14 protein-coding genes are annotated in these 26,657 nt (G+C 71.1%); 5 read left to right on the plus strand and 9 right to left on the minus strand.

Annotated elements, in window-relative coordinates:
- Nucleotides 1-17: 17 nt before the first annotated feature.
- From BHS09_RS06195 to BHS09_RS06205, 3 genes are all read left to right on the plus strand, one after another.
- Nucleotides 18-1,514 (plus strand): polyamine aminopropyltransferase, encoded by a 1,497-nt coding sequence (locus tag BHS09_RS06195; RefSeq protein ID WP_140797434.1) that lies wholly within the window; start codon nt 18-20, stop codon nt 1,512-1,514.
- Nucleotides 1,505-3,139: an FAD-dependent oxidoreductase gene (locus BHS09_RS06200; RefSeq protein WP_174260637.1), complete on the plus strand. Its 1,635-nt coding sequence runs from the start codon at nt 1,505-1,507 to the stop codon at nt 3,137-3,139. The genes BHS09_RS06195 and BHS09_RS06200 overlap by 10 nt, the downstream gene beginning before the upstream one ends.
- A gap of 312 nt (nt 3,140-3,451) precedes the next feature.
- Nucleotides 3,452-5,809 (plus strand): arylsulfatase, encoded by a 2,358-nt coding sequence (locus BHS09_RS06205; RefSeq protein WP_140797436.1) that lies wholly within the window; start codon nt 3,452-3,454, stop codon nt 5,807-5,809.
- Here BHS09_RS06205 and BHS09_RS06210 read toward each other — a convergent pair.
- The 5 genes from BHS09_RS06210 to BHS09_RS06230 all read right to left on the minus strand — a co-directional run bounded on the left by BHS09_RS06210 (nt 5,793) and on the right by BHS09_RS06230 (nt 12,000).
- The gene (locus BHS09_RS06210) at nt 5,793-6,110 is read right to left on the minus strand and encodes a hypothetical protein (protein WP_140788124.1); all 318 of its coding nucleotides are present in this window, start codon (nt 6,108-6,110) and stop codon (nt 5,793-5,795) included. The two genes, BHS09_RS06205 and BHS09_RS06210, sit on opposite strands and share 17 nt — an antisense overlap.
- A gap of 74 nt (nt 6,111-6,184) precedes the next feature.
- Nucleotides 6,185-6,772: a hypothetical protein gene (locus tag BHS09_RS06215; protein ID WP_237080211.1), complete on the minus strand. Its 588-nt coding sequence runs from the start codon at nt 6,770-6,772 to the stop codon at nt 6,185-6,187.
- A 27-nt stretch (nt 6,773-6,799) separates the two neighbouring features.
- Nucleotides 6,800-9,121: a BamA/TamA family outer membrane protein gene (locus tag BHS09_RS06220; protein ID WP_140797438.1), complete on the minus strand. Its 2,322-nt coding sequence runs from the start codon at nt 9,119-9,121 to the stop codon at nt 6,800-6,802.
- 255 nt (nt 9,122-9,376) lie between these two features.
- On the minus strand, nt 9,377-10,729 hold the full coding sequence (locus tag BHS09_RS06225; protein ID WP_140797439.1) for a sigma-54-dependent transcriptional regulator: 1,353 nt from the start codon (nt 10,727-10,729) through the stop codon (nt 9,377-9,379).
- Nucleotides 10,726-12,000 (minus strand): sensor histidine kinase, encoded by a 1,275-nt coding sequence (locus tag BHS09_RS06230; RefSeq protein ID WP_174258660.1) that lies wholly within the window; start codon nt 11,998-12,000, stop codon nt 10,726-10,728. Before BHS09_RS06230 ends, BHS09_RS06225 begins: the two co-directional genes overlap by 4 nt.
- A 68-nt stretch (nt 12,001-12,068) precedes the next feature.
- Here BHS09_RS06230 and BHS09_RS06235 point away from each other — a divergent pair, with 68 nt between their 5' ends.
- Together BHS09_RS06235 and BHS09_RS06240 are read left to right on the plus strand one after the other, a co-directional pair.
- Nucleotides 12,069-13,220, plus strand: a complete 1,152-nt coding sequence (locus BHS09_RS06235) for a hypothetical protein (protein WP_140797440.1) — start codon at nt 12,069-12,071, stop codon at nt 13,218-13,220.
- 14 nt (nt 13,221-13,234) lie between these two features.
- On the plus strand, nt 13,235-15,403 hold the full coding sequence (locus tag BHS09_RS06240; RefSeq protein ID WP_140797441.1) for a bifunctional alpha,alpha-trehalose-phosphate synthase (UDP-forming)/trehalose-phosphatase: 2,169 nt from the start codon (nt 13,235-13,237) through the stop codon (nt 15,401-15,403).
- A gap of 52 nt (nt 15,404-15,455) precedes the next feature.
- Here BHS09_RS06240 and BHS09_RS06245 read toward each other — a convergent pair whose 3' ends face one another.
- The 4 genes from BHS09_RS06245 to BHS09_RS06260 form a co-directional block, all read right to left on the minus strand.
- A complete protein-coding gene (locus BHS09_RS06245; RefSeq protein WP_140797442.1) occupies nt 15,456-19,115 on the minus strand; it encodes a DUF3857 domain-containing protein in 3,660 nt (1,219 codons plus the stop codon).
- A 141-nt stretch (nt 19,116-19,256) separates the two neighbouring features.
- Nucleotides 19,257-20,012 (minus strand): arylamine N-acetyltransferase family protein, encoded by a 756-nt coding sequence (locus tag BHS09_RS06250; protein ID WP_140797443.1) that lies wholly within the window; start codon nt 20,010-20,012, stop codon nt 19,257-19,259.
- A gap of 33 nt (nt 20,013-20,045) precedes the next feature.
- Entirely contained in the window at nt 20,046-25,994 is a 5,949-nt protein-coding gene (locus tag BHS09_RS06255) for a flagellar hook-length control protein FliK (RefSeq protein ID WP_237078078.1), read from the minus strand.
- Nucleotides 25,987-26,472, minus strand: a complete 486-nt coding sequence (locus BHS09_RS06260; protein ID WP_140796363.1) for a peptidoglycan-binding protein — start codon at nt 26,470-26,472, stop codon at nt 25,987-25,989. The genes BHS09_RS06255 and BHS09_RS06260 overlap by 8 nt, the downstream gene beginning before the upstream one ends.
- Between the last annotated feature and the right edge of the window lie 185 nt (nt 26,473-26,657).

The raw sequence follows: 26,657 nt of genomic DNA on the forward strand, positions 1-26,657 counted from the left end.
CGAAGTGAAGTGACGCCGTGAACAAGACGCTGCTGTACATCACCGTCATCGTCATCGCGACGTGCGGGCTCATCTATGAGCTCGTCGTCGGGGCGCTCGCGAGCTACCTGCTCGGCGACTCCATCACCCAGTTCTCCACCGTCATTGGCGGCTATCTGTTCGCCATGGGCATTGGCAGCTACCTGTCGCGCTACATCGAGCGCGGGGTGGCGCAGCGCTTCGTGGAGGTGGAGCTGGCGGTGGCGCTGCTGGGCGGCATCTGCGCGCCGGTGCTGTTCCTCACCTTCACGCTGACGGACCTGTTCCAGGTGGCGCTGTACGGCAGCGTGATTGCCATTGGCGCGCTGGTGGGCATGGAGATTCCCCTCCTGCTGCGCATCCTGAAGGACCAGGTCAAGTTCAAGGACCTGATCAGCCAGGTGCTGTCGCTGGACTACGTGGGGGCGCTCGCGGCCAGCGTGGCCTTCCCGTTGCTGCTGGTGCCGAAGCTGGGGCTGGTGCGCACGTCCCTGCTGTTCGGCGTGCTGAACGCGGCGGTGGCGCTGTGGAGCACGTGGTTGCTGGCGCCGCTGTTGGGCAACCCGCTGCGGTTGCGCGTCAAGGCGGTGGGGCTGACGCTGCTGCTGCTGGCGGGCTTCGTCATGGGCGACCGGCTCACCACCTTCTACGAGGACCAGCTCTACGCGGATGACGTGGTCCACGCGTCCAGCTCGCCGTATCAGCGCATCATCCTCACGCGCGGCAAGCGGGGCTTCTCGCTGTTCCTCAACGGCAACCTCCAGTTCGCCAGCCTGGACGAGTACCGCTACCACGAGTCCCTGGTGCACCCGGCCATGGTGCGCGCGGGCAAGGTGGAGAACGTGCTCATCCTGGGCGGTGGAGACGGCCTGGCCGCGCGGGAAGTGCTGCGCTACCCGGAGGTCCGCTCCGTCACGCTGGTGGACCTGGACCCGGTGATTACGGGGCTGGCGACGAACTACGGGGAGCTGGCGAAGCTGAACCGCCACGCGATGACGGACCCGCGGATGCGGGTGGTCAACGGGGACGCGATGCAGTTCCTCACCGAGGGCGGCGCGCTGTACGACGTGGTGGTGGTGGACTTCCCGGACCCGAACAACTTCGCGCTGGGGAAGCTGTACACCACGGGCTTCTACAAGCTGCTCAAGAAGCGCATCGCGCCGGACGGCGTGGCGGTGGTGCAGAGCACCAGCCCGCTGTTCGCCCGGCGCTCCTTCTGGTGTGTGGAGACGACGCTCAGGGCCGCGGGCTTCTGGACGGAGCCGTACCACGCGCTGGTGCCGTCGTTCGGTGAGTGGGGCTACGTGCTGATTGCGCACGAGCCGCCCGCCCGGCACCGGCCGCTGCCCGAAGGGCTGCTCTTCCTGGACGACGCGACGATGGAGTCGCTCACCCAGTTCCCTCCGGACATGGGGCCCTTGCCCGCGGAGGTGAACCGGCTGAACAACCAGGTGCTGGTGCACTACTACGAGGCGGAGTGGCAGCGGTGGAACTGACGCGGCGGGAGCTGGTCGCCGCGTTCCTCGGTTCCGCGGTGGCGGCCAGTGCGTGCCGGAAGTCAGGGCCGCGGGAGCGTGTCCCTGGCGCGGTGGTGGACCAGGCCGTGGAGCTGGGGCACCGGCTGCGCGGCGGGCCGCTGCCCCGCGCGGACGTCTTGGAGCCCGTGGAGGTGCTGGTGGTGGGCGCCGGCGTGGCGGGCCTGTCCGCGGCCTGGCGGCTGGCGAGCGCGGGCGTGCGAGGCGTGCGCGTGCTGGAGCTGGAGGCGGAGCCGGGAGGCACGTCCCGCTCCGGGCGCAACGCCATCTCCGCGTACCCCTGGGGCGCGCACTACCTGCCGGCGCCGCTGGAGGACCGGGGCCCTGTCGTCCGGCTGCTGCGGGAGATGGGGGCCGTCACCGACGTGGATGACGCGGGCCGGCCGCACTTCGAGGAGTCGCTGCTCATCCACGAGCCGGAGGAGCGCTTCTTCTACCGGGGCCACTGGTACGAAGGGCTCTATCTGCACGCGGGCGCCAGCGCGGAGGACCTGGAGGAGCTGCGGCGCTTCGAGGCGCGGATGAACGGCTTCGCCGCCGCGCGAGACGCCAAGGGGCGCCGGGCCTTCGCGGTGCCTTCCGGCCTGTCCAGTGACGACGCGGAGTGGACGGCGCTGGACGCGCTGAGCATGGCGGCCTGGATGGAGCGCGAGGGCTTCCGTTCCGCGCGGCTGAAGTGGGTGGTGGACTACGCGTGCCGCGACGACTTCGGCACCACCGCCGAGCATGTCTCCGCCTGGGCCGGCATCTGGTACTTCACCGCGCGGCAGGACGGGAATGGGGAGCGCAGCGAGGGCTACCTGAGTTGGTCCGAAGGAAACGGCCGGCTGGTGCGGCAGCTCGTGTCGGCGCTGCCGAACGGAGCGGTGGAGCGCAACGTGCTGGTGCACACCGTGGAGCCCGTGGAGGGTGGCTGCCGCGTGGACGCACTGGAGGCGGGCACTGGCAAACCCCGGGCCTTCCTGGCGCGGCAGGTGGTGCTGGCGTGCCCGCGCTTCATTGCCGCGCATGTGGTGGCGCCGTGGCGGCGGGAGCGCCCGGCATGGCTGAATGCCTTCACGTATGGGCCGTGGGTGGTGGCGAACCTGACGTTGTCGTCGCCGCCGCGCTCGCGGGGCTTTCCGCTGGCCTGGGACAACGTCTTCTATGAGAGCCGCAGCCTGGGCTACGTGGTGGCCACGCACCAGACGCTGCGCCAGGACGAGCAGGGCCCCACGGTGCTCACCTGGTACCTGCCCATGGACGGCGCGGACGTGAAGGCCGAGCGGGAGAAGGCGCTGTCGGCCAGCTACGTGGACTGGGAGGCCTTGGTGATGGCGGACATGCTGCCCGCGCACCCTGGCATCTCCGATCAGGCGCAGCGGCTGGAGGTCCAGCGCTGGGGCCACGCCATGGTGCGTCCTACACCGGGCTTCATGTGGGGGCAGGCGAAGCAGGCCGCGGGGGAGAGCCTGGGAAGCTCGCTGCACTTCGCGCACTCGGACCTGGGCGGCATGGGGCTCTTCGAAGAGGCGAACTGGTTTGGCGTGCGGGCCGCCGAGCGCGTGCTGGCGGAGCTGGGCCGGCGTGAGGTGAGCTGGCTGTAGTCGCCGGCTGCCGCGTTCCATTCCATGCGCCGCGAAACTCCTTTCCCAGGCGCCCATGGAGGAATGCATGCGTCAGCTCCTGCTGGTGGCACTGTCATTCGCTGTTTCGGGCGAGGACGGTTCCGCCGAGGCCAACACCAGCAACAACACGTTCAGCCGGTTCTTCTGATGAGGTGAGCGCCTCCGGCATGCGGTGTCCCGCCTGCTCGTGCCTGCCTGGAGGACAGGGGGCATTGTCGGGCCCCATGTGCATCTCCCTCCACGAGAGCTCGCGGCACGTTCATTCCCGCGCGTCCTCGTGGAGGCCGCACCATGTCGCTCAAGGAATACCTTCCCGGAACGCCATTCCCTGGTGTCATCGGCCGGACGGATGAGGAGTCCTCGCCTGCCTGGCCCGCGCCGCTGCGCGCGAAGCCAGGGGCACCCAACGTCCTCTTCATCGTCCTGGACGACACGGGCTTCGGTCAGCTCGGTTGCTATGGCTCGCCCATCCGCACGCCCAACCTGGACCGGCTGGCGAAGGGTGGGCTGCTCTACAACAACATGCACACCACCGCGCTCTGTTCGCCCACGCGCTCGTGCATCCTCACCGGCCGCAACCACCACTCCAATGGCATGGCGGCCATCACCGAAATCTCCGTGGGATACCCCGGCCGCAACGGCACCATCCCCTTCGAGAACGGCTTCATCTCCGAGATGCTGGCCGGGCACGGCTACAACACCTACTGCGTGGGCAAGTGGCACCTCACACCCGCGGAGCAGACGAGCGCCGCGGGGCCCTACTCACGCTGGCCCCTGGGCCGCGGCTTCGAGCGGTACTACGGCTTCCTCGGTGGCGACACGCACCAGTACTACCCCGACCTCGTTCACGACAATCATCAGGTCCGGCCGCCCAAGACACCCGAGGAGGGCTACCACCTGACGGAGGACCTGGTGGACCGCGCCATCGGCTTCATCGCCGACGCGAAGCAGGTCGCGCCCGACAAGCCCTTCTTCCTCTACTTCTGCACCGGCGCCATGCATGCGCCCCACCATGTCCCCCAGGAATGGGCGGACCGGTACAAGGGCCAGTTCGACGACGGCTGGGATGCCTACCGCGAGAAGGTCTTCCGACGTCAGCTCGAGACAGGCGTGCTGCCGCCGGGCACCCAGTTGTCGCGCCATGACCCGGACGTGCAGGACTGGGACAGCCTGTCTCCGGACGAACGGCGGCTCTACGCGCGGATGATGGAAGTGTTCGCGGGCTTCCTGGAGCACACGGACCACCACATCGGCCGGCTCATCCAGTCGCTGGAGGCGACCGGTGAGCTGGAGAACACGCTCATCATGGTCATCTCCGACAATGGCGCCAGTCCGGAGGGCGGCCTGCATGGCTCCGTCAACGAGCTGAAGTTCTTCAACAACACGCCGGAGTCGCTGGAGCAGAACCTGGCGGCGATGGACGAGCTGGGCGGCCCGCGCCACTTCAACCACTACCCCTGGGGCTGGGCCTGGGCGGGCAACACGCCCTTCAAACGGTGGAAGCGAGAGACGTACCGGGGCGGCACCACGGACCCCTTCATCGTCCACTGGCCCCGAGGCATCCAGGCGCGGGGCGAGATTCGCTCGCAGTACTGCCACGCCATCGACATGGTGCCCACGGTGCTGGACTGCCTGGGCATCGACCCGCCCACGGAGCTTCGCGGGGTCACGCAGTCACCCATCGAAGGCGTCAGCTTCAAGCACTCCTTCCATGACGCGGACGCGGAGAGCCGACACCACACGCAGTACTTCGAGATGTTCAGCCACCGGGCCCTGTACCACGACGGATGGCGGGCGGTGTGCCCGTTCCCCGGACCGTCCTTCACGGAGTCGCACGAGCCGTTCGGCATGCTGAAGCTCTCAGAGGCCAGACTGCGCGAGTTCGATACGGAGGGCTGGGAGCTGTACCACGTGGCGGAGGACTGCTCGGAGACGCGGAACGTGGCCGCGCAGGAGCGCGACAAGCTCATCGAGATGATTGCCCGCTGGTACGTCGAGGCGGGCCGGTACGATGTGCTCCCGCTGATAACGCCATCCCGCGAACTCTTCGCCGTGGAGCGGCCGCAGATTTCGCGGGAGCGGGAGCGTTACGTCTACCGGCCGAATACCTCACCCGCGCCGGAGAACGTGGCGGTGCATGTCCTCAATCGTGCCCACGCCATCACCGCGCGGGTGGAGGTAGAGGACGGCGTGGAGGGCGTGTTGCTCTGCCACGGTGGATTGACGGGCGGGTACTCGCTCTTCGTCAAGGACCGCAAGCTGCACTACGTCTACAACTTCGTGGGGGAGAAGGAGTTCCACCTGGAGTCCGCCGTGGACGTGCCGAAAGGCCACGCGGAGCTGCGCTTCGAATTCCAGCCCACGGGCACGCCCAACCTGCCCGCGGGCCGGGGCGCGCCGGGCCGGGGACGCCTCTTCATCAATGGCGACCTGGTGGCCCAGAGCGACATCTCTGAGACGATGCCGCTGCTCATCAGCCTGGGCGAGGGACTGACGTGCGGCCGTGACGAGAACTCACCGGTGAGTCAGCAGTACCAGCCGCCCTTCGCGTTCAAGGGCGGGACGCTGACGGAGGTGGTCGTGGACGTGTCGGGCGAGCACGTTCACGACGCCGCCACGGAAGTGAGCACGGTCATGGCGCGGCAATAGCCGCGTAGGCGGTGGACTGGCCTGGGGCGACGGTGACGATGATGATGTCGGTGCGTCGCCCCAGGGCCAGCAGCTCGGCAGGGCTGGGTACCACCGGGTGCCGCGAGCCTCCGCCTCCGACGCCCTGGGGGAAGTACAGCGCCCGCTCTGCCTCCACGTAGAGGACGGGGACGCGGCTTCCCCGGGCCTCGATGCCCGGAGGCACGAAGACCTGGACGCCGCGCTCAGGGGACGCGGGGGGCGACGGCGGCGGCGTACACCCAGCGGCCAGGGCGAACAGCAACGACAGCCAAATTCGCATGACGGGACTCCTGGCCTCGGCCTGGTGGCCGGGCGCTCGATGGGTTCATGAAGCATGTGCGGCGCGGCCGCGGCTCAGGGCGGCCGGGTGACGTCACAGCGCGCGTTGGCGCCGCGGGCGAGGTCCTCGGCCACCGAGCGAAGCAGCACGGTGCCCGTGAGGGTGTTGCCTTCCTCGCCAGGCGCTTGCTTCCCCTGCGTGAGCCACGCGGCCACCCGGCCCAGGCTCGCGGCCGTCACGACGTGCAGGCGGACGCTGATGCGCACTTCATAGCGCGCGCCGGGCTTGGGCCTTTGTTCCAAGGTCCACGCCACGCGCTCCAGCGTCAGTGAGGATGGGCCTTCCGGCAGGGGGCGTCCATCCAGCACGTAGGAGCCCTTGGAGAAGACGAGCACCTGCGTCAGCCGTGCGGTGTCCATTCGCGCGTCGAACCAGATGGTGTTGCGTTGCCAGAGCGTCAGCTCCACCTCCAGCTTCCCCGCCATGCCCAGTCGCACCAACCGGTCCAACTCGGGCGAGACGAAGTCGAAGGCTTCGGAACGGACCATGACGCGCCGTCCGGACAAGGTGGCGGTGCAAGTGGTGCGCGGCTCTTCTGCATGGACCGAGGGGGCGTGCAGGCCCGCCACGGCGATGAGCGCCGTGCCGAGCCCGCGTCCCACGTGTTTGCGTGGCCAGTCCATGCGTCTTTAGAAGGTCCGCTGGAAGAGCAGCCGGGCTTCGGGCGTGGCGGTGGCCCGCTCATCCGTGCGCCACGCGACGTCCATCCGCACGTTGTCTCCGAAGTGGAGGCTGGCGCCCAGGCCGAGCCGTGCATCCGTCCAGGTGTCATCCGCCCGCACCGTGCCCAGGTCCGCGAAGAGGCCGATGGCGCTCCAGCGGTACTCCGCGCTGGTGAGCACGGACACGTCGCCGCGGTACTCCTTGAAGCCGAAGCCGCGCAGCGCCGTCCATCCCCCCAGTGCCTCGCGCTTCTGTTCGGGCAGACGGTGGCCCCCCGCGGTGCGCACGCGCAGCGACAGACCGGTGTCCCAGCCGGTGGGCACCTCCATCGCGATGTCGCTCACCAGCTTCCAGAAGCGCGCGTCACCACCCGCGCTCCCCGGACCGTTGCCCACCTCCAGCGTGAGCAGGCCCCGGAGCGAGGCGCGGCTCTCCCAGTCGCCATCCCGGTCGAAGAGGGACGTCTCTGGCGTGCGGAACAGCGAGCCCACGGACGCGGCGGCGGGCACGTTGCTGGCGTACTCCATGCGCACCACCACGGAGTCGAAGCGGCCCTCGGTGACGGGCGCGTTGGGGAAGGGGGCCGAGTCGTTCCGGAACAGGGAGAAGGGCGGCGTGAAGCTGCGCATCGACTCGTAGCGGTCGCTGCGGTACTCGACGCCCGCGAGCCAGTCGTCCGCCCAGCGCCAGGTGGCGAAGGCCGTGAGGCCCTTGCGGCGGAAGTAGTCGCGGTCCGGCCGGTTGATGAGGGCCGAGTAGAGCGACGAGTCGATGTCGCCCATCCGCCACCGGTCCAGCGTGTCGGTGAAGTCGTAGACCTGCGCGCCCAGCTCCGCGAGCCCCACCCGCGGCACCTGGAGCTTCGCCCCACCGAGCAAGTTGATGCGCCGCTGGCGCTGCGTGCCTTCCGGGTCCTCCGGCAGATACTGGCCGCCCCACCGCAGGGGGATGGTGAGCGCGGCGTCCACGGTGATGTGCGCGCGGTCCTTCGCATCCCAGAGGCGCAGCCGCCCCGCCAGACCCGGCGAGAAGCCCGTCACCTGCGTGTGCATCGGAAGCAGGTCCACATCGAAGTCCGGCCGCCGCGTGCGCACGTGCACCACCAGCTTCTTGTCCTCGAGGGTGATGCTGTCGGCCGAGTCCACGTCGTCCCACCAGTCGGCGAACTGCTTCCAGTTCAGCTCGAACTCCACCTGCTCCCGGTGGCGCGGCTTCGCGCGCGGTGCTTCCTTCGTGTGGTAGGCGCGGGTGCCGTCCGGCTCGCGCGTCTCGATGATGTGGGCGCGCCGGGCACGCGTGCTGTCGGAGTCGTCCACATTCGCGGGCTCCAGGAAGGGGAGCCGCGAGGTCAGCCGCCGCACGGCGCGCTTCGCGTCACTGCGGAGGAACACGGTGCCAGGCTGCAGGTCCAGCGCGTCCTGGACGCGCGCTGCGATGTCGGCGTCCACGCCGCGCACCTCGATGGACTCGAGCCGGCCTTCATCCACCGTCACCACCAGCTTGCCGTCCGGCGACCACACCGCGGACAGGCTGGCGAGCATGTAGCCGTCGTCACGCAGGCGCTTCAGCGTGCGCTCCAGGCCGTGGACGACGCCGCCCATGAAGATGCCGGGGTGCAGCGTGCCGCGCTCCAGCCGGGCCACCCAGTCACGGGGCGGATATCGCGGCGGGCAGGGGCGGACGACGGAGAGCGTGCCGCGCCGGGAGTCCACGCGCAGCGTGGCGGTGAAGGACTCTTCGTCTTCGTCCTCGGTGGGGAACCGGTGCGGGAGCCGGAGCAGCTCTTCGAGAATCTCGGTGGCCTGCAGGTCCTGGATCCCGTTCACCTCCACGGCGGAGACGACGGGGTTCTCCTCCAGGTGGACTTCGAGGACCGCCGGCTGAGGCGCCTCGGCCACGCGCACGCGCGGCTCCACGCGGGCGAACAGCCCCGAGCGCGCGAGCCGCCGGAGGAACAGGTGGACTTCGCTTCCGCTCATCAGGGCCTCCGAGTCCGCACGGGGCGCACCGATGAAGGCACGCACCTGCGCATCCGTCAGCCAGTGAAGTCCGTGCAGTTCGATGCGGCCGGGCGTGAGCGAGCGCCCATCCACGGCGAGTTGAAGCGGCGCCAGAACGCTGGTGTCTCCCGAGTCGTCGTCCTCGAAGTTGTCGGGGCAGGACTTCTGCGCGTCCGCTGGGGTGTCGCCTCGGGCGTCGGTCGTGGGGGAGCGTGGCTCAGGTGCAGGGGATGGCTGCGCGACTGCGAGCGCGGGGAGGAGACAAATGAGGAGCGCGAAGCGGTTCATGCACGAAGGGAGAGCACGGGCCGTTCCACCCAGAGGTGGCGGGCAAGTGCCTGAAAGAACGAGGGCCGAGCAGCCATGGCGATGTCATGGAGACATCCGGATGTCGAGTCGTGATGTGGTACTGACATCGCCAGCGGTGATTGCGTGCGGCCGTCCGGCACCCGCCTGGAGACATGGGGGCGCTTTCGGTACAGGGGCGCGTTGTCGCGGCTGGTCCGAAAATCGGGGGCAGATCAGCTGCACTCCAGCGGGGCTTCAGGTGACAGGGAGTCCGAGCGCCTTGATGCGCCGGTAGAGGTTGCCCCGGTCGACCTGCAGCAGTCGCGCGGCCCCAGCGATGCTTTCGCCTTCCTGGAGCGCCGCGCGGATGAGCTCGCGCTCGAAGTCCTCCACGTGCTCTCGGTAGCTCTTTTGTCCCAGGGAGGGGCGGCTGGCCGCGGCGGTGGCCTGGGGCGCGGAGACGAGCTCCGGGCCCAGGGTGAGCGGGCCCTCGCCCCGGAGCAGGTTGAGGCGCTCGATGAGGTTGCGCAGCTCGCGCACGTTGCCCGGCCACGCATAGGCGCGCAGCGAGGTTTCCGCGCCGGGCGCGAGCACCAGTGGCACCTGCGGCCCCGCGAACTCCGCCGCGAAGGCGCGGGCCAGGGGAAGCAGGTCCTCTGGCCGCTCGCGCAGGGGCGGCACCTGGAGGGGCATCACGTTGAGGCGGAAGTAGAGGTCCTGCCGGAAGCGGCCCTCCTTCACCGCGCGGGCGAGGTCCTGGTGCGTGGCCGCGACGACGCGCGCATCCACCGGCACGGGCAGGCTGCCGCCCAGCCGCTCCACTTCCTTCGACTCCAGGACGCGCAGCAGCTTGGCCTGGAGCTCCAGTGGCATGTCGCCCAGTTCGTCGAGGAACAGCGTGCCGCCGTGCGCCTGTTCGATGCGGCCCGCGCGCCGCGACAGCGCACCGGAGAACGCGCCCTTCTCGTGGCCGAACAGCTCGCTCTCCAGCAGGGTGGAGGGAATGGCCGCGCAGTTGACGGCGACGAGCCGGCCCTTGCGTCCCGAAGCGAGGTGCAGCGCCCGCGCCACGCGTTCCTTGCCAGTGCCCGTCTCGCCGGTGATGAGGATGGCGGTGTCGCTGGCGCCCACGCGCGCGATGAGCTGGCGCAGTGACGCCATGCCAGGGCTGTCACCCACCAGGTGGCCGGGGCGGGCCAGTGCGTCCAGCAGCCGCTCGCGCTCTTCCTGGAGCGAGCCCAGTGCCAGTGCGTTTCGCACGGCGGTGAGCAGCCGCTCGGGGGAGGGCGGCTTCTCCACGAAGTCCGTCGCGCCCAGCCGCAGCGCCTGCACGGCCTCGGCGGGCGACGCCTCTCCGGACAGCACCACCACGGGCGCGGGGAAGGGCCGGGGCAGGCGCGCGAGCAGCTCCAGGCCCGTCTCGCCCGGCATGCGCAGGTCGAGCAGCATCATCGCCGGGGGACCTTCGGGCGCGTCGAGCAGCTGGGAGGCCTCCACCGCGGAGCGGGCCTCCACGGGCGTGAAGCCCTCGTCGCTCAGCAGTCCGCGCAGGGCCCTGAGGACGCCAGAGTCGTCATCGACGATGAGGATGCGAGGACCGGGCTTCATGGGGACGGGGGCGGGGTGAGGGGCAGTTCCACGCGCGCGAGCGTACCGCCTCCGGGCGCGGGCTCCAGGCGCAGGCTGCCGCCGTGCTCGTGGACGATTTTCTGGGAGATGGGCAGGCCCAGGCCGCTGCCGCCGGGCTTGGTGCTGAAGAGGCCACGCGTGAGGGCCGGGCCTTCGAGGACGGAGGGGACGCCACTGCCTCCGTCCGCCACGGTGACGCACACGGTGCCCGGCTGCGGCGACTCCAGTGTGACGTGGACTGGCGCGGCGCTGGTGGAAGAGGCCTCGGTGGCGTTCTTCACCAGGTTGCCGAAGAGGCGACGCAGGCCATCCGGGTCCGCGCGCAGCGTGGCCTCCGCGCCAGGCCGAAGCTCCACGGGCACGGGGGACGTGCCCGCGTACAGGGTGCACACCTCGGCCAGCAGCGGGCGCAGGGGCACGTCCTGGAAGCGCGGCGCGGGCAGGCGCGCGAAGGTGGAGAAGCTCTGGGTCATCCGCATCAACAGGTCCACTTCCTCCTGGAGGAGGGCCACGGCCTCGGTGATGCGGGTGGTGTCGTGGGGCGTGGATGCATCCGTCCGGTTCAGACGCGCGAGCGACAACTTCATTGCGGTGAGGGGGTTCTTCAGCTCGTGGGCGAGCGCGCGGGCCACGTCCTGCCAGGCGGCAATCTGTTCCGCGGACTTGAGGCGCTCGCGCTGCGACAGCAGCTCCTGGCCCATGCGGTTGAACTGGCCCAGGAGGAACTGCAGCTCGTCGCGTGGCGGCTCGGGGGCGGCGAGCCGCACGGAGAGGTCGCCGCGCGCATAGGCCCACATGCCTTCCGTGAGCGTGCGCACCGGACGCGTGAGGGCCCGGCCGAGGAGCACCGCGGCCACCGTCAGCGCCGCGCCCGATATGAGTACCAGCGCGGTGATGAAGGCGGGCACGCGGCGCACGAGGGCGCGCCGTGCCAGCTCCGCCTGCGCGAGGTTGAGCCGCGCCTCGTTGAGCGAGTCCTGCGGCAGCTCCCGCCGCGCCAGCTCCGAGGCGACTTCCTCCAGCACGCCCTCCACCGGGGCGATGGACACCGACAGCACCCGCTCCAGCGCGGCTTGTGCCAGCACGCCGAGCAGCACCAGCGGCACCCAGCCGGCGAGCAGCATCACCGCCAGCAGCCGGCGCCGGAAGCGCGGAGGGGGCGGCGGAAGATTCGCGGCGTGTTCAAGGCCCACCCTGTCACCGTAGGTGCGGGCCTCTGTGGGCGCGGCGGCGTGCATGGGACGGTTCATACCGCATCCGGACGTGGGCCCGGTGCCGAGTCCCTGGCGCGGAGACTCTGGTAGGCTGCATGGCTCCGATGCCTCGTCTTCTCGCGCCCTCCCAGGGCTGGTTGTTCAGTCCGGGAGTGGACCTGTCCGTCTTCGCTGGCAGCGCGCTCGTCTCGGTGGCTTTCGTGCTCGCCGCGCCCTGGCTGGGCGTGGAGGACGGCACGCCGCTGTGGGCATGGCTGCTCTTCGTCGTCTGCGTGGACGTGGCCCACGTCTGGTCCACGCTGTTCCGCACCTACCTGGATCCGGACGAGCTGCGGACCCGCCCCGGGCTCTACCTGGGCGCGCCGCTGGCCGCCTACATGGCGGGCGTGGTCGCCCACCTGGTGTCGCCGGGCACGTTCTGGACGTTGTTCGCTTATGTCGCGCTCAGCCACTTCGTGCGGCAGCAGTACGGCTGGGTGGCGCTGTACGGCCGCAAGGCGCGCGTCTCCCCGCTGGAGCGGCGCCTGGATGCCGCTGCCGTCTATGCCGCCACGCTGGGGCCCGTCATCTGGTGGCATGCGAACCTGCCGCGCGGCTTCTGGTGGTTCGTGCCCGGGGACTTCCTGTCGGGCCTGCCATCTTGGGTGGGCACCGTGGGGCTGGGGCTTCACGCGGGGGTGCTCTTCGCGTGGGCCGGCTTCCAAGCCGCGCGGGTGGTGCGCGGCGAGGGCGTGCAAGCGGGCAAGGTGCTGCTGGTGGTGGCGACGTGGGTGGCGTGGTTCGGCGGCATCGTCGTCGCGCGGGACGACTTCACGTTCACGGTGATGAACGTGGTGCTGCACGGCGTTCCCTACTTCGCGCTGCTCTTCCGCTATGCGCGGGGGCGGCTGGAGGAGGGTGGTTACGGCGCGGGGGCGGCGCTGCTGCGCGCGGGGCTGCCGGGCTTCCTGCTGTTCCTGGTGGCGTTGGCCCTGGCGGAGGAGTTCCTGTGGGACCAGGCTGTGTGGCGCGAACAGGGCGCGCTCTTCGGCGAGAGCCACGTGACGCTGCCGCCGGACGTGTTGTCTCTCGTGGTGCCGCTGCTCGCGCTGCCGCAGGCCACGCACTATGTGCTGGATGCCTTCGTGTGGAAGCCGGGCCGGCAGCCCGCGCTGCTGTCACGACTGGGCTGGGCACCGATGGCCACCCGACACGAGGGTCCACCATCTGGCATGAATCCCGTTTCGACCATGGCCATTCCTGCACGGAGTGATTAATGCAGGAGGGGCCTATGTCCCGACTCCTACTCGTCTCGAATCGGCTTCCTGTCACCGTCAAGGTGGAGAAGGACACTGTCTCCGTGGTCCGCAGCGCGGGAGGCCTGGCCACCGGCCTTCGCCGTCCGCACGAACGCTCGGGGGGGCTGTGGATTGGCTGGCCCGGGGATGTCTCCCGCCTGTCGGAAAGCCAACGCGCCCGCGTGGACGCCCAGCTCGCGGAGCTGCGCTGCGTGCCGCTGACGCTGTCCGCCAGCGAGGTGAGCCGCTACTACGAAGGCTATTCCAACCGCGTCCTGTGGCCGCTGTGCCACTACATGCTGGAGCGCATCCCGCGCCAGGACCGTGATTGGGAGGTGTACCGCAAGGTCAACGAGCGCTTCGCGGACCTGGTGGCGAAGCACTACGAACCCGGGGACACCATCTGGGTCCACGACTATCAGCTCATGCTGGTGCCCGGCATGTTGCGCCAGCGTCTGCCCGGCGCGCGCATCGGTTACTTCCACCACATCCCGTTTCCGTCGTCGGAAATCTTCAGCACGCTGCCGCGCCGGCGTGAGCTGCTGATGGGGCTGCTGGGCGCGGACCTCATCGGCTTCCACACGGTGAGCTACGTGCGGCACTTCTCCGGAGCGCTGCTGCGGCACCTCGGGCTGGACACGGACATCGACCGTATCATCTGGGAGGGCCGCGACGTGCGCGTGGGCGCCTTCCCCATGGGCATCGACGCGCAGGCCTTCGAATCGATTGCGAGCGAGCCCGGCATGCTGGAGGAGGTGGCGAACCTGCGCCGGTCCTCCGAAGGACAGCGCATTCTGCTGGGCATCGACCGGCTGGACTACACCAAGGGCATTCCGCGGCGCCTCCTGGCGGTGCAGCGCGTGCTGGAGCGCACGCCCGCGTGGCGTGGCCGCCTGCGGTTCATCCAGGTGACGGTGCCCAGCCGGACCCAGGTGGAGGCGTACGCCAACTACCGCGAACTGGTGAACGAGCTGGTGGGGCGCATCAATGGGCTCTACGGCACGGTGCACAACGTGCCCGTGCACTACCTCTACCGCTCATTCAACGAACGGCAGCTCGTGGGGTTGTACCGGGGCGCGGATGTGATGCTCGTCACGCCGGTGCGGGACGGGATGAACCTGGTGGCGAAGGAGTTCTGCGCGGCGCGCCCGGACGACGACGGCGTGCTGGTGCTCAGCGAGTTCGCGGGCGCCGCAGCGGAGCTGGGGGGCGCGCTCATCGTCAACCCCTACGACGTGGACGCCATGGCGGACGCCATCGAGAAAGCGCTGGGGATGGCGGAGGAGGAGCGCCGCACGCGCATGCACACGCTGCGGAAGCAGGTGAAGTCGCGGGACGTACATTGGTGGACGTCCTCCTTCCTCGACCGGCTCCAGTCGCTGCCCGCGGTGGACGTGCGCGCCGAGGCGGGCGCGCCCGAGGCGCTGGCGCAGATGAAGCAGGCGGAACGGCTGCAACTGCTCCTGGACTATGACGGGACGCTGGTGGGCTACGCGCCCCGGCCGGAGCTGGCCGCGCCGGATGCGGCGCTGAAGGAGTTGCTGGCGAAGCTGGTGGCCCGGCCCGACATCTCGGTGAGCATCGTCAGCGGCCGGCCCAAGGAGACGCTGGAGGAATGGTTGGGCGACCTGGCCATGGGCCTGTATGCCGAGCACGGCCTGTGGTCCCGCCCGGCGCCAGGGGAGACGTGGCGGATGCTGGAGGGCGTGACGTTCGACTGGAAGGAGCGCGTGCGCCCCGAACTGGAGACCTTCTCCGCGCGCGTGCCGGGCTCCTTCGTGGAGGAGAAGACAGCGTCGCTGGCGTGGCACTACCGCCTGGTGGACGCGGAGTTCGGCGCCATCCAGTCCCGCGAGCTGCGGCTGTACCTGGCGGAGAAGTTCGCCGGGCAGTCCATGGACATCCTCCCCGGGGACAAGGTGGTGGAGATTCGTCCGCAGGGCGTGCACAAGGGCCGCGTGGTGGGCGAGGCCACGAAGGACGCGGCGCCCGGCGCCCTCGTGGTGGCCATCGGCGATGACCGCACGGACGAGGACCTCTTCGCATCGATTCCGCCCGGCGGGCTCACCATCCACGCGGGCAACAAGCCCACGTGCGCGGCGTTCCGGGTGAAGGGCCCGGCCGAGGTCCGCGCGCTGCTGGCGGGACTGCTGGAGCCGTGACCACCGCGCGCGCCCGCCGGAGTATCGGCGGGCGCGGGCCTGCTCGCGTCCGCTACGGCGTCGAGGACGCGGTGCGGTTGGCCGCGTTCTGGATGAACACCCGGCGGCCGAAGGCGCGGTCCACGCGGCCGAGGAACTCGCGGAACGCGGGGTAGTCGTCCGCGGACACGCGCGCCGTGGTGAGGGCCACCTCGCCCTCGGCCACCAGCTTGCCGCCCTCCAGGCGGTAGTTCAGCTTGATGTGGCCGAACTTCGTCGTCTCCTCCACCGCCTGGGGCAGCTCCGCCACCGTCCAGCCTGCGGGCAGCGCGTAGCGCAGGAGGAAACCGTTGGTCCACGGGCTGGACATCACCAGGTCGAAGCGGCGCTGGGCCAGCGACGCATAGGCCTGCTGGTAGGTGCGCCCGGTGCCGAAGGGCAGGAAGCGCATGCCGTTGGGCATCACCTCCGAGTAGCGCGGGATGCTCATCTTGAAGTCCAGCGCCACGTTGTCATCCAGCCGCGTGGTGTCGCTCAGCTTCACCTCGTGCACGGTGAGGCCGGGGAAGCTCTGCGCCCAGGCGCGCTCGAAGGTGGACTTGCGCGTGGCCTCCGGCCGGTAGGCGCGGCGGTAGTCGGGCGCGTGCTGTCCACCCACGGAGCTGGCGCCGGTGATTTCCGCGCCGCCGTCCGCGCGGAGCGTCACGTCCAGCGACATGCGCGTGGCGTTGTCCGCCGCCTTCGCCTCCGGCGTGGTGAGGAAGGTGCTCTTGCCGTTGGGCTCCACCACCAGCACGTTGGCCACCCGGTCCGCGCTAGGCAGCTCGTTGGCGCCGTGGAACTCCGCGGTGCCGTCCAGGTACAGGTCGAACTTGGGCACGTAGGCGATGGCGTGGTTGAAGGCCGCCAGGCTCGCGGGCTCTTCGCCAATGGAGCCCAGGTTGCGCATGCGCAGCAGCACCAGCCGGCTCTCCACGCCCGCCACCTGGAGCATGGAGTGGATGAGGCTCGCCTTGTCCTTGCAGTCGCCGAAGCGGCGCGCCAGCACCCGGTCCACGCGGTAGGGCTTGAAGCCGTGGATGCCGAACTCCAGCGCCACGTAGCGCGTGTTCGTCACCACGAAGTTGTAGATGGCGCGCACCACCGCCAGCTCATTCTTCCGGTCCACGCCCTGGAGTACCTGGTCCACCGTCTGCCGCAGCTCCGCGTTGGGCTGGAGCTGGTCGCGCACCAGGCCCCACCAGTAGCGGCCCACCTGGTCCCACGTCTGGTAGGTGGAGACGTGGAGGTTCTGCGCCACCTCCGCCCAGCCGGGCATGCCGGGCTCCGGCACCACCTTGGCGACGTGCTTGGAGTTCCAGCGGTACAGCACGCGGCCGGCGTCCAGCGTCTCCTGCGCGCTCTCCACGCCGGTCAGCTTGCTCTTGTTCCAATACAGGGGCCGCGCCTGCGGCATGTCCACCAGGTACTGGAAGCGCACCTTCGGGTAGACGCCCTGCACGCTCTCCACGTCACCCCAGTAGTCCGACAGGAGGTTGTCCTGCGCGGTGTCGTCCAGGCGGTACGTCAGCTCAAGCGTGTCGCCCGCCGCCAGCGACGGGAAGGAGAGAATCTTGGCGCGGGCGTCGTAGTACATGCCCGTCCACGGCTCGTTGATGTTGCGCTCGTTCTCACCGTAGCTCTCCACCACGGAGCCATCCGCCTTGATGACGCGGGCGCGCAGCACGCGCACCTCCTGGCGGTCTGGCGAATAGGTGACGGGGATGGTGCGGAACGCATCCACGCCGCGCGAGTTGAAGACCTTGACCACCGTCTGGTGCAGTCGGCTGGACAGGCCGCTCTGCTGGACGCGCACGTAGGTGTTGTCCACCAGGTAGAGGGCGTCCTCGTGGACGTAGGCCTCCGCCTCCTTGGCCAGCGGCTGGGCGTCCACCAGGTACTGCATGCCGGTGCCGGTGCTCTCCCCCTTGAGGGTGCGCAGGGCTTCCTTCAGGCCCGGGTTCTGCGGGCGCAGTACCAGTGAGCGCTCGAACGAGGCCAGCGCCGGCTCGCGGCGGCCAGCGGCCAGTAGGGCGCGGCCCTCACGCTCGTAGACCTCCGGCTCGTCCGGGGACAGCGCGCGGGCCTCGGAGAAGAGGGTGACGGCTTCCTCCACCGCGCCGTTGCTGGCCTTCAGCTCCGCCAGCCGCACGCGGGAGCCATTGTCGAAGGGGTTGAGCTTCACCAACTGCGCGTACTCGCGCTGGGCGGACTCCACCTGCCCGGCCTCCGCCAGCATCGTGGCGAGCATGTGGCGCGTGGTGGTGTCGTCGAAGCGCAGCGCCAGCACCACGCGCATCCGGTCCATGGCCTCGCGGCCGCGGTCGAGCTGCCGGGACACCTGGGCCGCGGCGCGCACCGCGCGAGGCACGCGGGGCTGCAGGCGGAACGTCTCCTCCACCAGGGCGTGGGCCTTGGGGCGCTCGCCCAGGGCTTCATGCGCGCGCGCCAGCACCAGCCGCGCGTTGACGTCATCCGGCGTCTTCTCCAGCACGGGCGCCACCAGCGGCTGCACGCGCTCGGGGTGGCCGCGGTCCAGTTCGTGGTCGGCCAGCGCCACTCGCGCCTCCGGCATGGCGGGGTCGGCGGCAATGGCGGCTTCCAGGAAGCGGCGGCGCTCGTTCAGGTCATCCCGCTGCGCCTGGGCGGCGAGCAACTGGAGCCGGGCGTCCTTGGGGGCTGCTTCCGCGGCGCGCGCGGCCTCGGCGCTGGCGGTGTGCTCGCGCTCGTCATACGCGCGGAAGAAGCCCAGCACCCGGGCGTAGTCGCCGCGCAGCGCGGCGTCATCCGGGTTCTTCTCCACCATCGCGCGCAGGGCGGAGGTGAGGGTGGGCAGCGGCTGGGGCTGCGGCGCGGTGCCTTTCTCCAGGGCGGGCGCCTTCGCCGGCAGCGTCGCGCGCACGGTGGGCGACTCCTGGCGCAGGTAGAAGCCCAGCGGGCCGGACTCCTGGCACACCTTCACGAGCACGCGGTTGAGGCCCTTGCGCAGCTTCACGGACACGCGGGACTGGTCCGGGCGCGGCAGGTTGTAGCGGTCCTCCTTCGCGGCGAGCTGCCCGTTCACCCACAGGCGGAACGCGCCGGACGTGCCCACGCCCAGCGACACGCGCGACTCCTGGGAGGACTCCAGCCAGGTGACGGCGTAGGCCACGGACTCTCGGTTGGGGCGGATGGCGGTGGCCAGGTCGATGTAGCCATCCGAGGTGTTCGCCGTCAGCTTGCGCCAGGTGGTGTTGCCGCCCTTGGCCGCGGGGTAGGTGGCGGACAGGTCCAGGTTGGCGGCCTCGGGGCCGAAGTCGGTGTCACAGCCGGCCTTGCCTTCGTTTTCGAAGCCGCCGGTGACGTAGTAGTCGCCCACGTAGCCCAGCCACTGCTTCACCTCGTTGGCGCGCACCAGCCGGCCCCGGGCGCGCTCGGTGTCCAGCAGGAGCATCTGCGCGGTGGCGCGGGTATTCGGGTCCGAGCTGCGGCGGGAGGCCACGTAGGCGTAGGTACTCAGCAGGGGCGTGAGGTCCTCCACCTCGTCCACCAGCGCGTGCATCCGCAGCAGGCTGGCGGCGCTTCGGGGGGAGGAGGCCTGCTTCATCGCCTCGGCCGCATGGACGCGAGCGGTCTCATCCGCGGCCGGCTTCGCCTGCGCCCACAACGGGCAGGTGAGCACGAGGACTGCGGCCAGCAATGTGAAGCGGGACATCCGTTCTCCTGGGTGGACGGCTTGCGGTAAGGGGCGCCAGCCCCGGGCAGGGGCGTCGACGCGGATGAACAGGCGAACCCCTCTGGGGCTTCCCCTGCCTGGCCATCGTATGATGGAGGATGGGGTGGGGACAGGTACGCACTACTCCAGGGACGGGAGGATGACGCCGAAGTGTTCGACGAGCGCGCGTCGCAAGGCGTCTTCGTCGGCGAGAGGCTGCTCCGTCCGGACTCCGCTCCGGGTCAGGACGAGTGTGCCCTCCTTGGCGGTGATGCGCCCCTCTGGCGTCGCCCGGGTGCACAGCCGCCGCTGGGTGAAGATGGAGTCCGGGGAGGTCTGGTGGTAGCGGCACATGCCCTCGAAGTCCGCGAACTGGCGGGGCACGAGGGAGAGGCGGTACTCCGCCTCCCATCCGGAGGGCTTTTCACTCCAGAGGATGAGGTCGTCGCCCTCCGGTGAGAGCCGGTACGCGCGGCCGGAGCGCACCTGGACGTCGTGGGTGTCCAGGCGCAGGGGCTCGGTGAAGCACTCACCGAAGCCGACATCCGCCAACCAGCGTCCCTGTTCATCTTCCACCTGGAGGGCCAGGTGGTCGAACTCGGGGCCGTAGGCGCTGCCATCCGGGGCCGTGGCCACGCCCGCGGACAGCAGCGCCACCCGGTGGCCCAGCGCCGTCAGCAGCCGGGCGAAGAGGCCGTTGAGCTCGTAGCAGAAGCCGCCGCGCCGCTGGACGACGACCTTCTCGAAGAGGGCGTCCGTGTCGAGCCGGATGGGCCGCTTCAGGTGGATGTCCAGGTTCTCGAAGGGCACGGCCTCCAAGTGGGCCCGGTGCAGCCTCGTGAGGGACTGCTCCGCCCCCACGCCGATTCGCTCCAGGTAGCGCGCGACGTCGAACATGGGGGAACTGTGTCACGCGAGGGCGCAGACGGGTCAGACATTGAAGAGACGGATGGCGGCCGTGGCGGCGGCGTCTGCGGCGGGCACGCCCGCACTGGCCGCTGCCGCGGCGGCCAGGGGGGCGCTCCGAGGCTCGAGTGCCCGGATGGTGGCCATGGCCGCGGCTGCTTCTTCTGATGCGCCCGAAGCCCGCATCGACGCGGACTCGGCGATGGCCACGGAGATGGGATGGGCCATGCCCACGCTGAGGCTTTGGGCGGCCTGGTCCACCGGCCCCGCGGGGATGCCGATGGCTGAGGCGCTGGCAGCGGCCGCGACCGCGCGGTGGTTGGCGGCGCCTCCCAGGGCGAGCTGGGTGACGGCCATGGCCGCGGCGACGGTGGCACATGCGACAGGGGCGGCGCCCGCGACCAGCGCCGTGTTGGCATCGGTGGCGGCGGTGACCCCGGCCAGGGCAATGGTTCCGGCCGCCGCGTTCGCCGCGAGCGCCGGAACGCCAGCGGCCGCGGCGGCCGCGGCGTAACAGGCTGCCGATTGGGCAGCGGTCGGCAGGGTGAGTGCATCCGCCGTGACGAGGGCGGCGGCCGCCGCCACCGCCGCGGCTGCCTCCGCGCTGGAGTTCGCGACGGTGGCGGCCGTCACCGCCATGTTGCCAACGGCGGGCACGGGGACGCCCGTGCGGGTGGCGGCCGCGGCTTCAGCGGCGGCGGCTGCGCCTCCCATCGCCGCGGTGACGGCGGCTGTCGCCGCGGCGTAGCAGACCGCGGCGTCCCCAAGCGCCGGGGGGGCCGCCCCGGTGGCTGTCAGCACGGAGGATGCGGCTGTCACGGCGGCGGCCGCCGTCGGCGTGGAGGCCGCCACGATGCCCGCGACAGCGGCTGGGTTGGGGTGGATGGCGCCGCCCGCGAGCGTGGCGGCGCAGACCGCCACGGCGGCCTGGGAGATGCCCGGCACGGTGGCGGCCGCGGCGGCATGACAGGTGCTCGCGTCCGCCGCGGCCGGCGGAGTCACGCCCGCGTGAGCCATGCCCGCTGCCGCCGCGACGACCGCGGCGATAGCCGGAAGCGTGATGCCCGCCGTGCGCAGGAGGAGGGCGTGGTGCGCCGCGACCGGAGGTCCCGCCGAGATGGCGTTGGCCACCGTATCCAGCGTCGCGGGAAGTGGGGCCCCTCCCACCATGGCCGAGATGGCGGCCACCCTGGCGGCGACGGGCGCTGGCAGGTTCGCGCCCAACGCGCAGGCATGGGCGCTTCCGACGATGGCTGCCGTGAAGGCATCAATCCCGACACCGGCGGCCGCCGCCTGGGCCGCGCTGAGGGCCGCGGCGCCTGTGCCTCCCAGGAAGGGAAGCGCCACGGTCGCGGCGACAGCGGTGAGGGGCGGCTCTCCCAGGCTCACCGCCAGCGCGGCCACCACCGCGGCGAGGTCCGCCGGGGGCAGGACGAGTGGGGCGGCCAGTACCGCGGCGTGGGCCGCCGTGACGGCCTCGGCGGCCGATGGCGGGACGCCTCCGAGCATCGCGGCCGCCGGAGAGAGAGGCCCGCCTCTGACGACGTCCCCTCGTGCCGTGGCGGCGGTCCACCACGCCGCGAGGACTGCTCGGGTCACGAGGATGCATGCGCTCGTGGCATGGGCCGCGGCGACGCCCGCGACCGCGGCCGAGGCGAAGGGCACTGCGGTCCGGGCCGCGATGGCGGGCTCCAGGCTCCGACGGGCTGCTCGCGCGGCTGGAACGCTCGCCCGGCCCAGCGCCGCGGCGTTGACCGGACCTGCCGCGGGGGCCGTGGCGGCGGCCGCGGCGGGGACCACGCCGATGGCGGTTGCAACGGCGGTGGCTGGCGCTGCTCCCGCTCCCACGGCCGCGGTTGCTCGGGCCGCGGCGACCTCCCTGCAACCATGGCACGTCCGCGAAAGGGTGCCCGTGACGGCGGAGGCCGGGCGCAGCGGTCCTTCGTAGAACGGGGCCAGCTCCCACCCCAATGCGTGGTGCCCGCGAGGGCTGTTGTCTGGCTGTGCGCTCTGGTCCGCGTGCATGCTGGTGTTGCGGCGCACCACCCAACCCCGGCGCTGGTACTTGTCGATGGCGAGGTGGGCGGGATGCCCCACGCCCTGCGAGAGATACCGGTGCGCGAAGGGAAGGGCCGCCGCCGCGCCGCCCGTCTGGGTGGCGACGCCGTAGGAATAGCCGATGCGGTCCGCCGCCGCGTGTGCGAGCCCGGCGGCCGGAGGTGCGCCCGCCGCCTGGCCGGTTTGCGCCGCGCGCGCCGCCTCGACGACCGCGGCCACCTCGGAGAGAGAGGCCGCGGGCCCGATGGCCGCGAGGGCTGCGGCAATCTCAACCAACGCGAGTGGGAACTTCGGGAGCGACTGGCCGCGAGACACCAGTGCATCCAGGATGATTTCGGGAAGGACGGGCGAGGGGGCGAAGGCGTTGGCCACCGCGCGTGGGGCATTCGCCGGGTCGATGGGCACGCTCCGCGCGAGCCCCAGCGCGGCCTGGACCGCCGCCAGCGGCGGGTTGGGAATGGCGGCGACAGCGGTGGCGAAATAGGGATGGGTCACCGCGGGGAGGTTGGCAATCCCCGCTCCGGCGAGGGCCGCCAATGTGCCCCCGGCGCCGGTGGTGATGCTCAGGCGGGAGGCCTGGACGATGGCGGTGGCGGTCGCGACGGAGATGGTTCCGCCTTGGGCGATGCTCCGCCGCACGGCCACGGCCGCGGCGACGGCCTGCAGCACGGGTTGTGGCGCTCCGGGCCTCGCGCCGACGTGCGCCTGCTCCACGGCTCTGCGCGCCGAGGCGGTGTGGTGGGCGTTGGGGAGACCCCTGGCCATGAGGACGGCCTCGGTGGCCGCCCTGACCACCTGGGGGCCTCCTGGGACCGCCACCACGGGGCCCAGTCCTGGCACCGCCGCCGCACCGCCACCACCCAATGCGGCTGTCACCAGGCCCCAGGCCGCCGCCGTTCCGCCGACCAGGACGGGCACGGGGGGCGGGGCGCCCGCGGACACGGCCCCCAGTTGGTCGAACTGCGCTTGGGGCGTGTTCGGGGCGGCGTTCTCCAGGACCACCGCCGCGGCCGCTGCACGGGCCACCACGAGCGGGGTGAATAGCCCCGCGGAGGCGGCATAGGCAGCGCGTTCCGCCGCGGCGGCCAGGTTCGCCAGGTTCGCGGGCAGGGGAATCGGGAGCGCCGCCGCGGCTGCCGCGGCTGTCGCGGCCCGGCGGATGTTGGGATTGGGAAGCGCCGTCGCCGCGTGCGCGACCGCGGCCGCACGGGTGGGCAGCGTGTTGGGGGCCCATGGAATCCTGTCGGGATTCAGGTCGTTCGCTCCCACCTTGTTGGACCCGTGGTGGGTCGCGGTGAGGCTCACGACGACGGGCGGGTGGGCCGTGGGGGCGTAGGGAAGCGCCACCGCGCCTCCGGGAGCTCCGCCGCCGGGTGCGGCGAAGGGGCGCCGCTGCGCGGGGATGTATTGGTAGTTGACGTCGCCCGTGAGGAGCACGAACCGCTCGTTGGCGTGGAAGGGCGCCTCTCCCTGGAGCGTCGGTGGCAGCGGGGGCGCGAGCGCCTTGCAGACCGCGGTGGGGTTGCTGACGCCAGCGGCGCGGGCCACGGCGCCTTCCAGCGACAGGCCGGGGAGCGGTGCGGGGGCGTGGGTGCGTACCACGGCCTCCACCGCGGCCCGCACCGCTTCGGCGCCCTGTGGCACGGCGCCGGCCGCCGTATTCGCCGCCGTCGTGACGGGGGAGACGGCGGGTGCACCAACGATGGCTCCCTGCACATGGGCCAACGCCAGGGCCTCGACGCTTCCGGGCATCAGCGGCGCGCCGCCCGCCGCCGCTGTCCCCATGGCAGTGAAGGTGGCGACCGCCGTGCCCGGCGCGCCGCCTGCCACGATGACGGCCGCGCCCGCCGCCGCCGCCATCTGGGGCAGGGTGCCGCCCGCGACCACCACGGCGTCCGCGGCGACTTCAGCGGCCCCGCCCAGCGTCACCGCCGTGGCGGCAGCGAGCGCGGGGTGCGCCACGGCCAGCGCCGCGATGACAAGCCGCTGTCTCGCGGTGAGACCGGCGCCGGGGCCACCCGCTCCCACCGCCGCGGTGGCCGCGGCCGCCTGTCGCCGGGCGAGGACCGCCGCGGGATTGGGGTTGCCACCGGCCGGACCCATCGCCGCGAGAAATGCGGCCAGGCCGCCTCCAACGCCAGGAAGGTTGGGCCCTCCGAACGCGGCAGCCACCCATGCCGGAGGGGCGCCTCCGCCGATGGTGACCAGACCTCGCCCATTGCCCCCCAGGTTGTTGGCGTCGGTGGCCACGGGGCCCGCGGCGACAGCAACTGCACCGGCCGCGTCGCGCACGCAGACATACAGCGCCAACCCGGAGTTGTTGCGCGGGTCCGAGCCACTGGCGAGCGGGTTCTGCGCGCCTTCACGGTAGTTGCGTTCGACGAAGCCCCAGGGAAACCGCATGTGACTGCCGCCCGGACGGTTCCAGGAACTCGGCGTGCCGCGTGGACTCGCGGCTGTTCCGGGCCGCCCTGATGCCGCCCAGATGTAGAACTCGCCACCGTCGTGGACGACGCGCGCGACCGTGTCGCGGCACACGACGGTGCCCATGTGCTGCTGCGGCGCGAGCCACCGGCAGCGGAATGACTCCGGGTAGTAGCGCCCCAAGTCACAGTGGTCCATGTCCCAGTGGGACAGGATGATGAGGGGGCCGTTGCACATGCAGGGGCCCACGCAGTGCCCCTGCGGAATGATGGGGAAGGTCCCCTGCTGTCCGTTCGCCGGGCTGCCGAAGTCGTAATAGACGATGGCGCGCCCCTGGTTGTCGTACAGCACGGAGCACGCGCCCTGGCCCACGTTGAACAGCCCCACGAAGGGGGCGAACAAGCGGTTCGGGTCGGACGCATCCATCGGATTGGGCGCGCCATCACCTACGTAGGCGTGGGCCGTGGGCGGTGGGGCACCTGGCCGCGACCTTTCCCTGGGCACCGCTCGTGAAGTCAGCGTAGGGCCGGCTGCTCCGGCGAATGCGAGCACGGGCCCTCCGGGAGGCGGCATCCAGTCATCGAAGAAGTTCGCGACCTCCTCGGTGAAGGCGCGCACCTGTTGGGACAACTGGCGGGCCGCGGCGCGCATCCACCGGGCCAGCGCCGGGGTGGCGACCCGGGCCGTCACCGGGATGGGGAGGGGCGCGGAGGGGATGGCGAAGGGGTTCTTGACGGGAGGCTCTGGAATCGGGCCTGAGCCCCCGGAGCCGCCAGAGCCTCCTGGACGAGATGGAGGCGGTGGTGGTGGCGGCGCGGGCAGCGGAAAGTGCAGCGCCTTGAGGGCGCCCTGCGTCAGCCCGCCATCCGAGCGATCCTCCACCCGCAGGAAGCTCCGCACCCAACGCTCCGCGGGAGGCGAGTCCGTGTCCGGGGTGAAGCCCCGCACCGTGTGAACCCCCGCGCGACGCACGCTGCCCGCCCGCACGAAGAGCCCGTCCGGGCGGGTGCTGCCTGGCGCCGCCTGCAGCTCCAGGTGGAACCAGTCCGTCTCGTAGAGGTCATCACGCAGCGGGTCCCCGGGCGCGAGCTCGAACTCGAAGACGGACACCGGGGCGGAATCATTGCCGCCGTCGATGACCCGCCGCAGGAACCAGTAATAGACGACGTAGAAGAGGTTGAGTTGCTCCAGCGTCAGCGCATCGTAGAAGTCCTCGAAGCGCCGGCCGTTGATGACGGCATTGAAGAAGCGGAGGAAGTCGCCCGGGTCGAACTGCTTCTCCAGTTCATTCCAAACCCGGTCCATCCAGTCGCGCTCGACGCACTCCAGCCGCAGGTAGAGCGGGTCGTCGTCCGCGCCTTCCCGCTCCGTGACGAACGCGTAGTAGCGGCCGGGAAACCGGATGTTGAGGGTGTTGATTTCACCGCCGCGCGCGACGTGGCCCAGGCGGCGGTTCTTGGGCGCTGGAGTGGGGGGCGTGGCCTCAGGCACCGTGTGCCTCCCGCAGCTTGTGCCGGGTCCGCTCATCCACCGTGCCGGAGGGCATCAGCCCGTATTCGGCCTGGAAGCGCGCGACCGCCTCGGAGAGCGCGTCCTCCTCGCTGGCCTCGTCCTCGAGGAAGCCCAGGTTCGCCAGGCGCGCTCGCAGTCCCTCCTCCGTGGACACGGGTTGGAGCGTTCCCAGGGACAGCGTGTACTCCTCGCCGCCGACCTCCAGCGTCGCCTCGCGGGCACCGGGAGGAATCCCGCACTCGATGAGACCCTGCTCGTTCGTTTCTCCTTCGTGGGTGACGTCCCCGATGACGAGCCGGTAGGGCACCTTCGTCCGAGGCGCACCGTCCTCATGCAGTCGCAGGCGGAAGCGTTCCGGGATGCCCTTGAGCCTGAACGTGTGCGTCCTTCCCGTCGCGCAGGGGACCTGCCGGATTTCCTTGTCCGGGAGCGTCACCGTGTCGCCGGGCTTGAGCACATGCGGGCTCGTCCGTTCCCTTCGCAGGGCCTCGTTCTCGGGCGCTTCCCAGACGCGCTGCGGACTCAGGTTGTGTGCGTGGGCAATGCTGGAGACGCAGTCGCCGTCTTGTGCAGTGTACGTTCGAGGCATGGGTCCGGCGGACTGAGTGCAGCCCGTGTGCCGGACGTGGCTGGAGTGGACCC

Source organism: Myxococcus xanthus (genome assembly GCF_006402735.1).
Lineage (GTDB): Bacteria > Myxococcota > Myxococcia > Myxococcales > Myxococcaceae > Myxococcus > Myxococcus xanthus_A.

Excerpts from the sequence above, each read along its gene's own strand:
- BHS09_RS06245 (WP_140797442.1), bottom strand. The coding sequence starts at position 19,115 with ATGTCCCGCTTCACATTGCTGGCCGCAGTCCTCGTGCTCACCTGCCCG.
- BHS09_RS06230 (WP_174258660.1), bottom strand. The coding sequence starts at position 12,000 with ATGAACCGTCCCATGCACGCCGCCGCGCCCACAGAGGCCCGCACCTAC.
- BHS09_RS06240 (WP_140797441.1), top strand. The coding sequence starts at position 13,235 with ATGTCCCGACTCCTACTCGTCTCGAATCGGCTTCCTGTCACCGTCAAG.
- BHS09_RS06235 (WP_140797440.1), top strand. The coding sequence starts at position 12,069 with ATGCCTCGTCTTCTCGCGCCCTCCCAGGGCTGGTTGTTCAGTCCGGGA.
- BHS09_RS06220 (WP_140797438.1), bottom strand. The coding sequence starts at position 9,121 with ATGAACCGCTTCGCGCTCCTCATTTGTCTCCTCCCCGCGCTCGCAGTC.
- BHS09_RS06205 (WP_140797436.1), top strand. The coding sequence starts at position 3,452 with ATGTCGCTCAAGGAATACCTTCCCGGAACGCCATTCCCTGGTGTCATC.
- BHS09_RS06225 (WP_140797439.1), bottom strand. The coding sequence starts at position 10,729 with ATGAAGCCCGGTCCTCGCATCCTCATCGTCGATGACGACTCTGGCGTC.
- BHS09_RS06210 (WP_140788124.1), bottom strand. The coding sequence starts at position 6,110 with ATGCGAATTTGGCTGTCGTTGCTGTTCGCCCTGGCCGCTGGGTGTACG.
- BHS09_RS06250 (WP_140797443.1), bottom strand. The coding sequence starts at position 20,012 with ATGTTCGACGTCGCGCGCTACCTGGAGCGAATCGGCGTGGGGGCGGAG.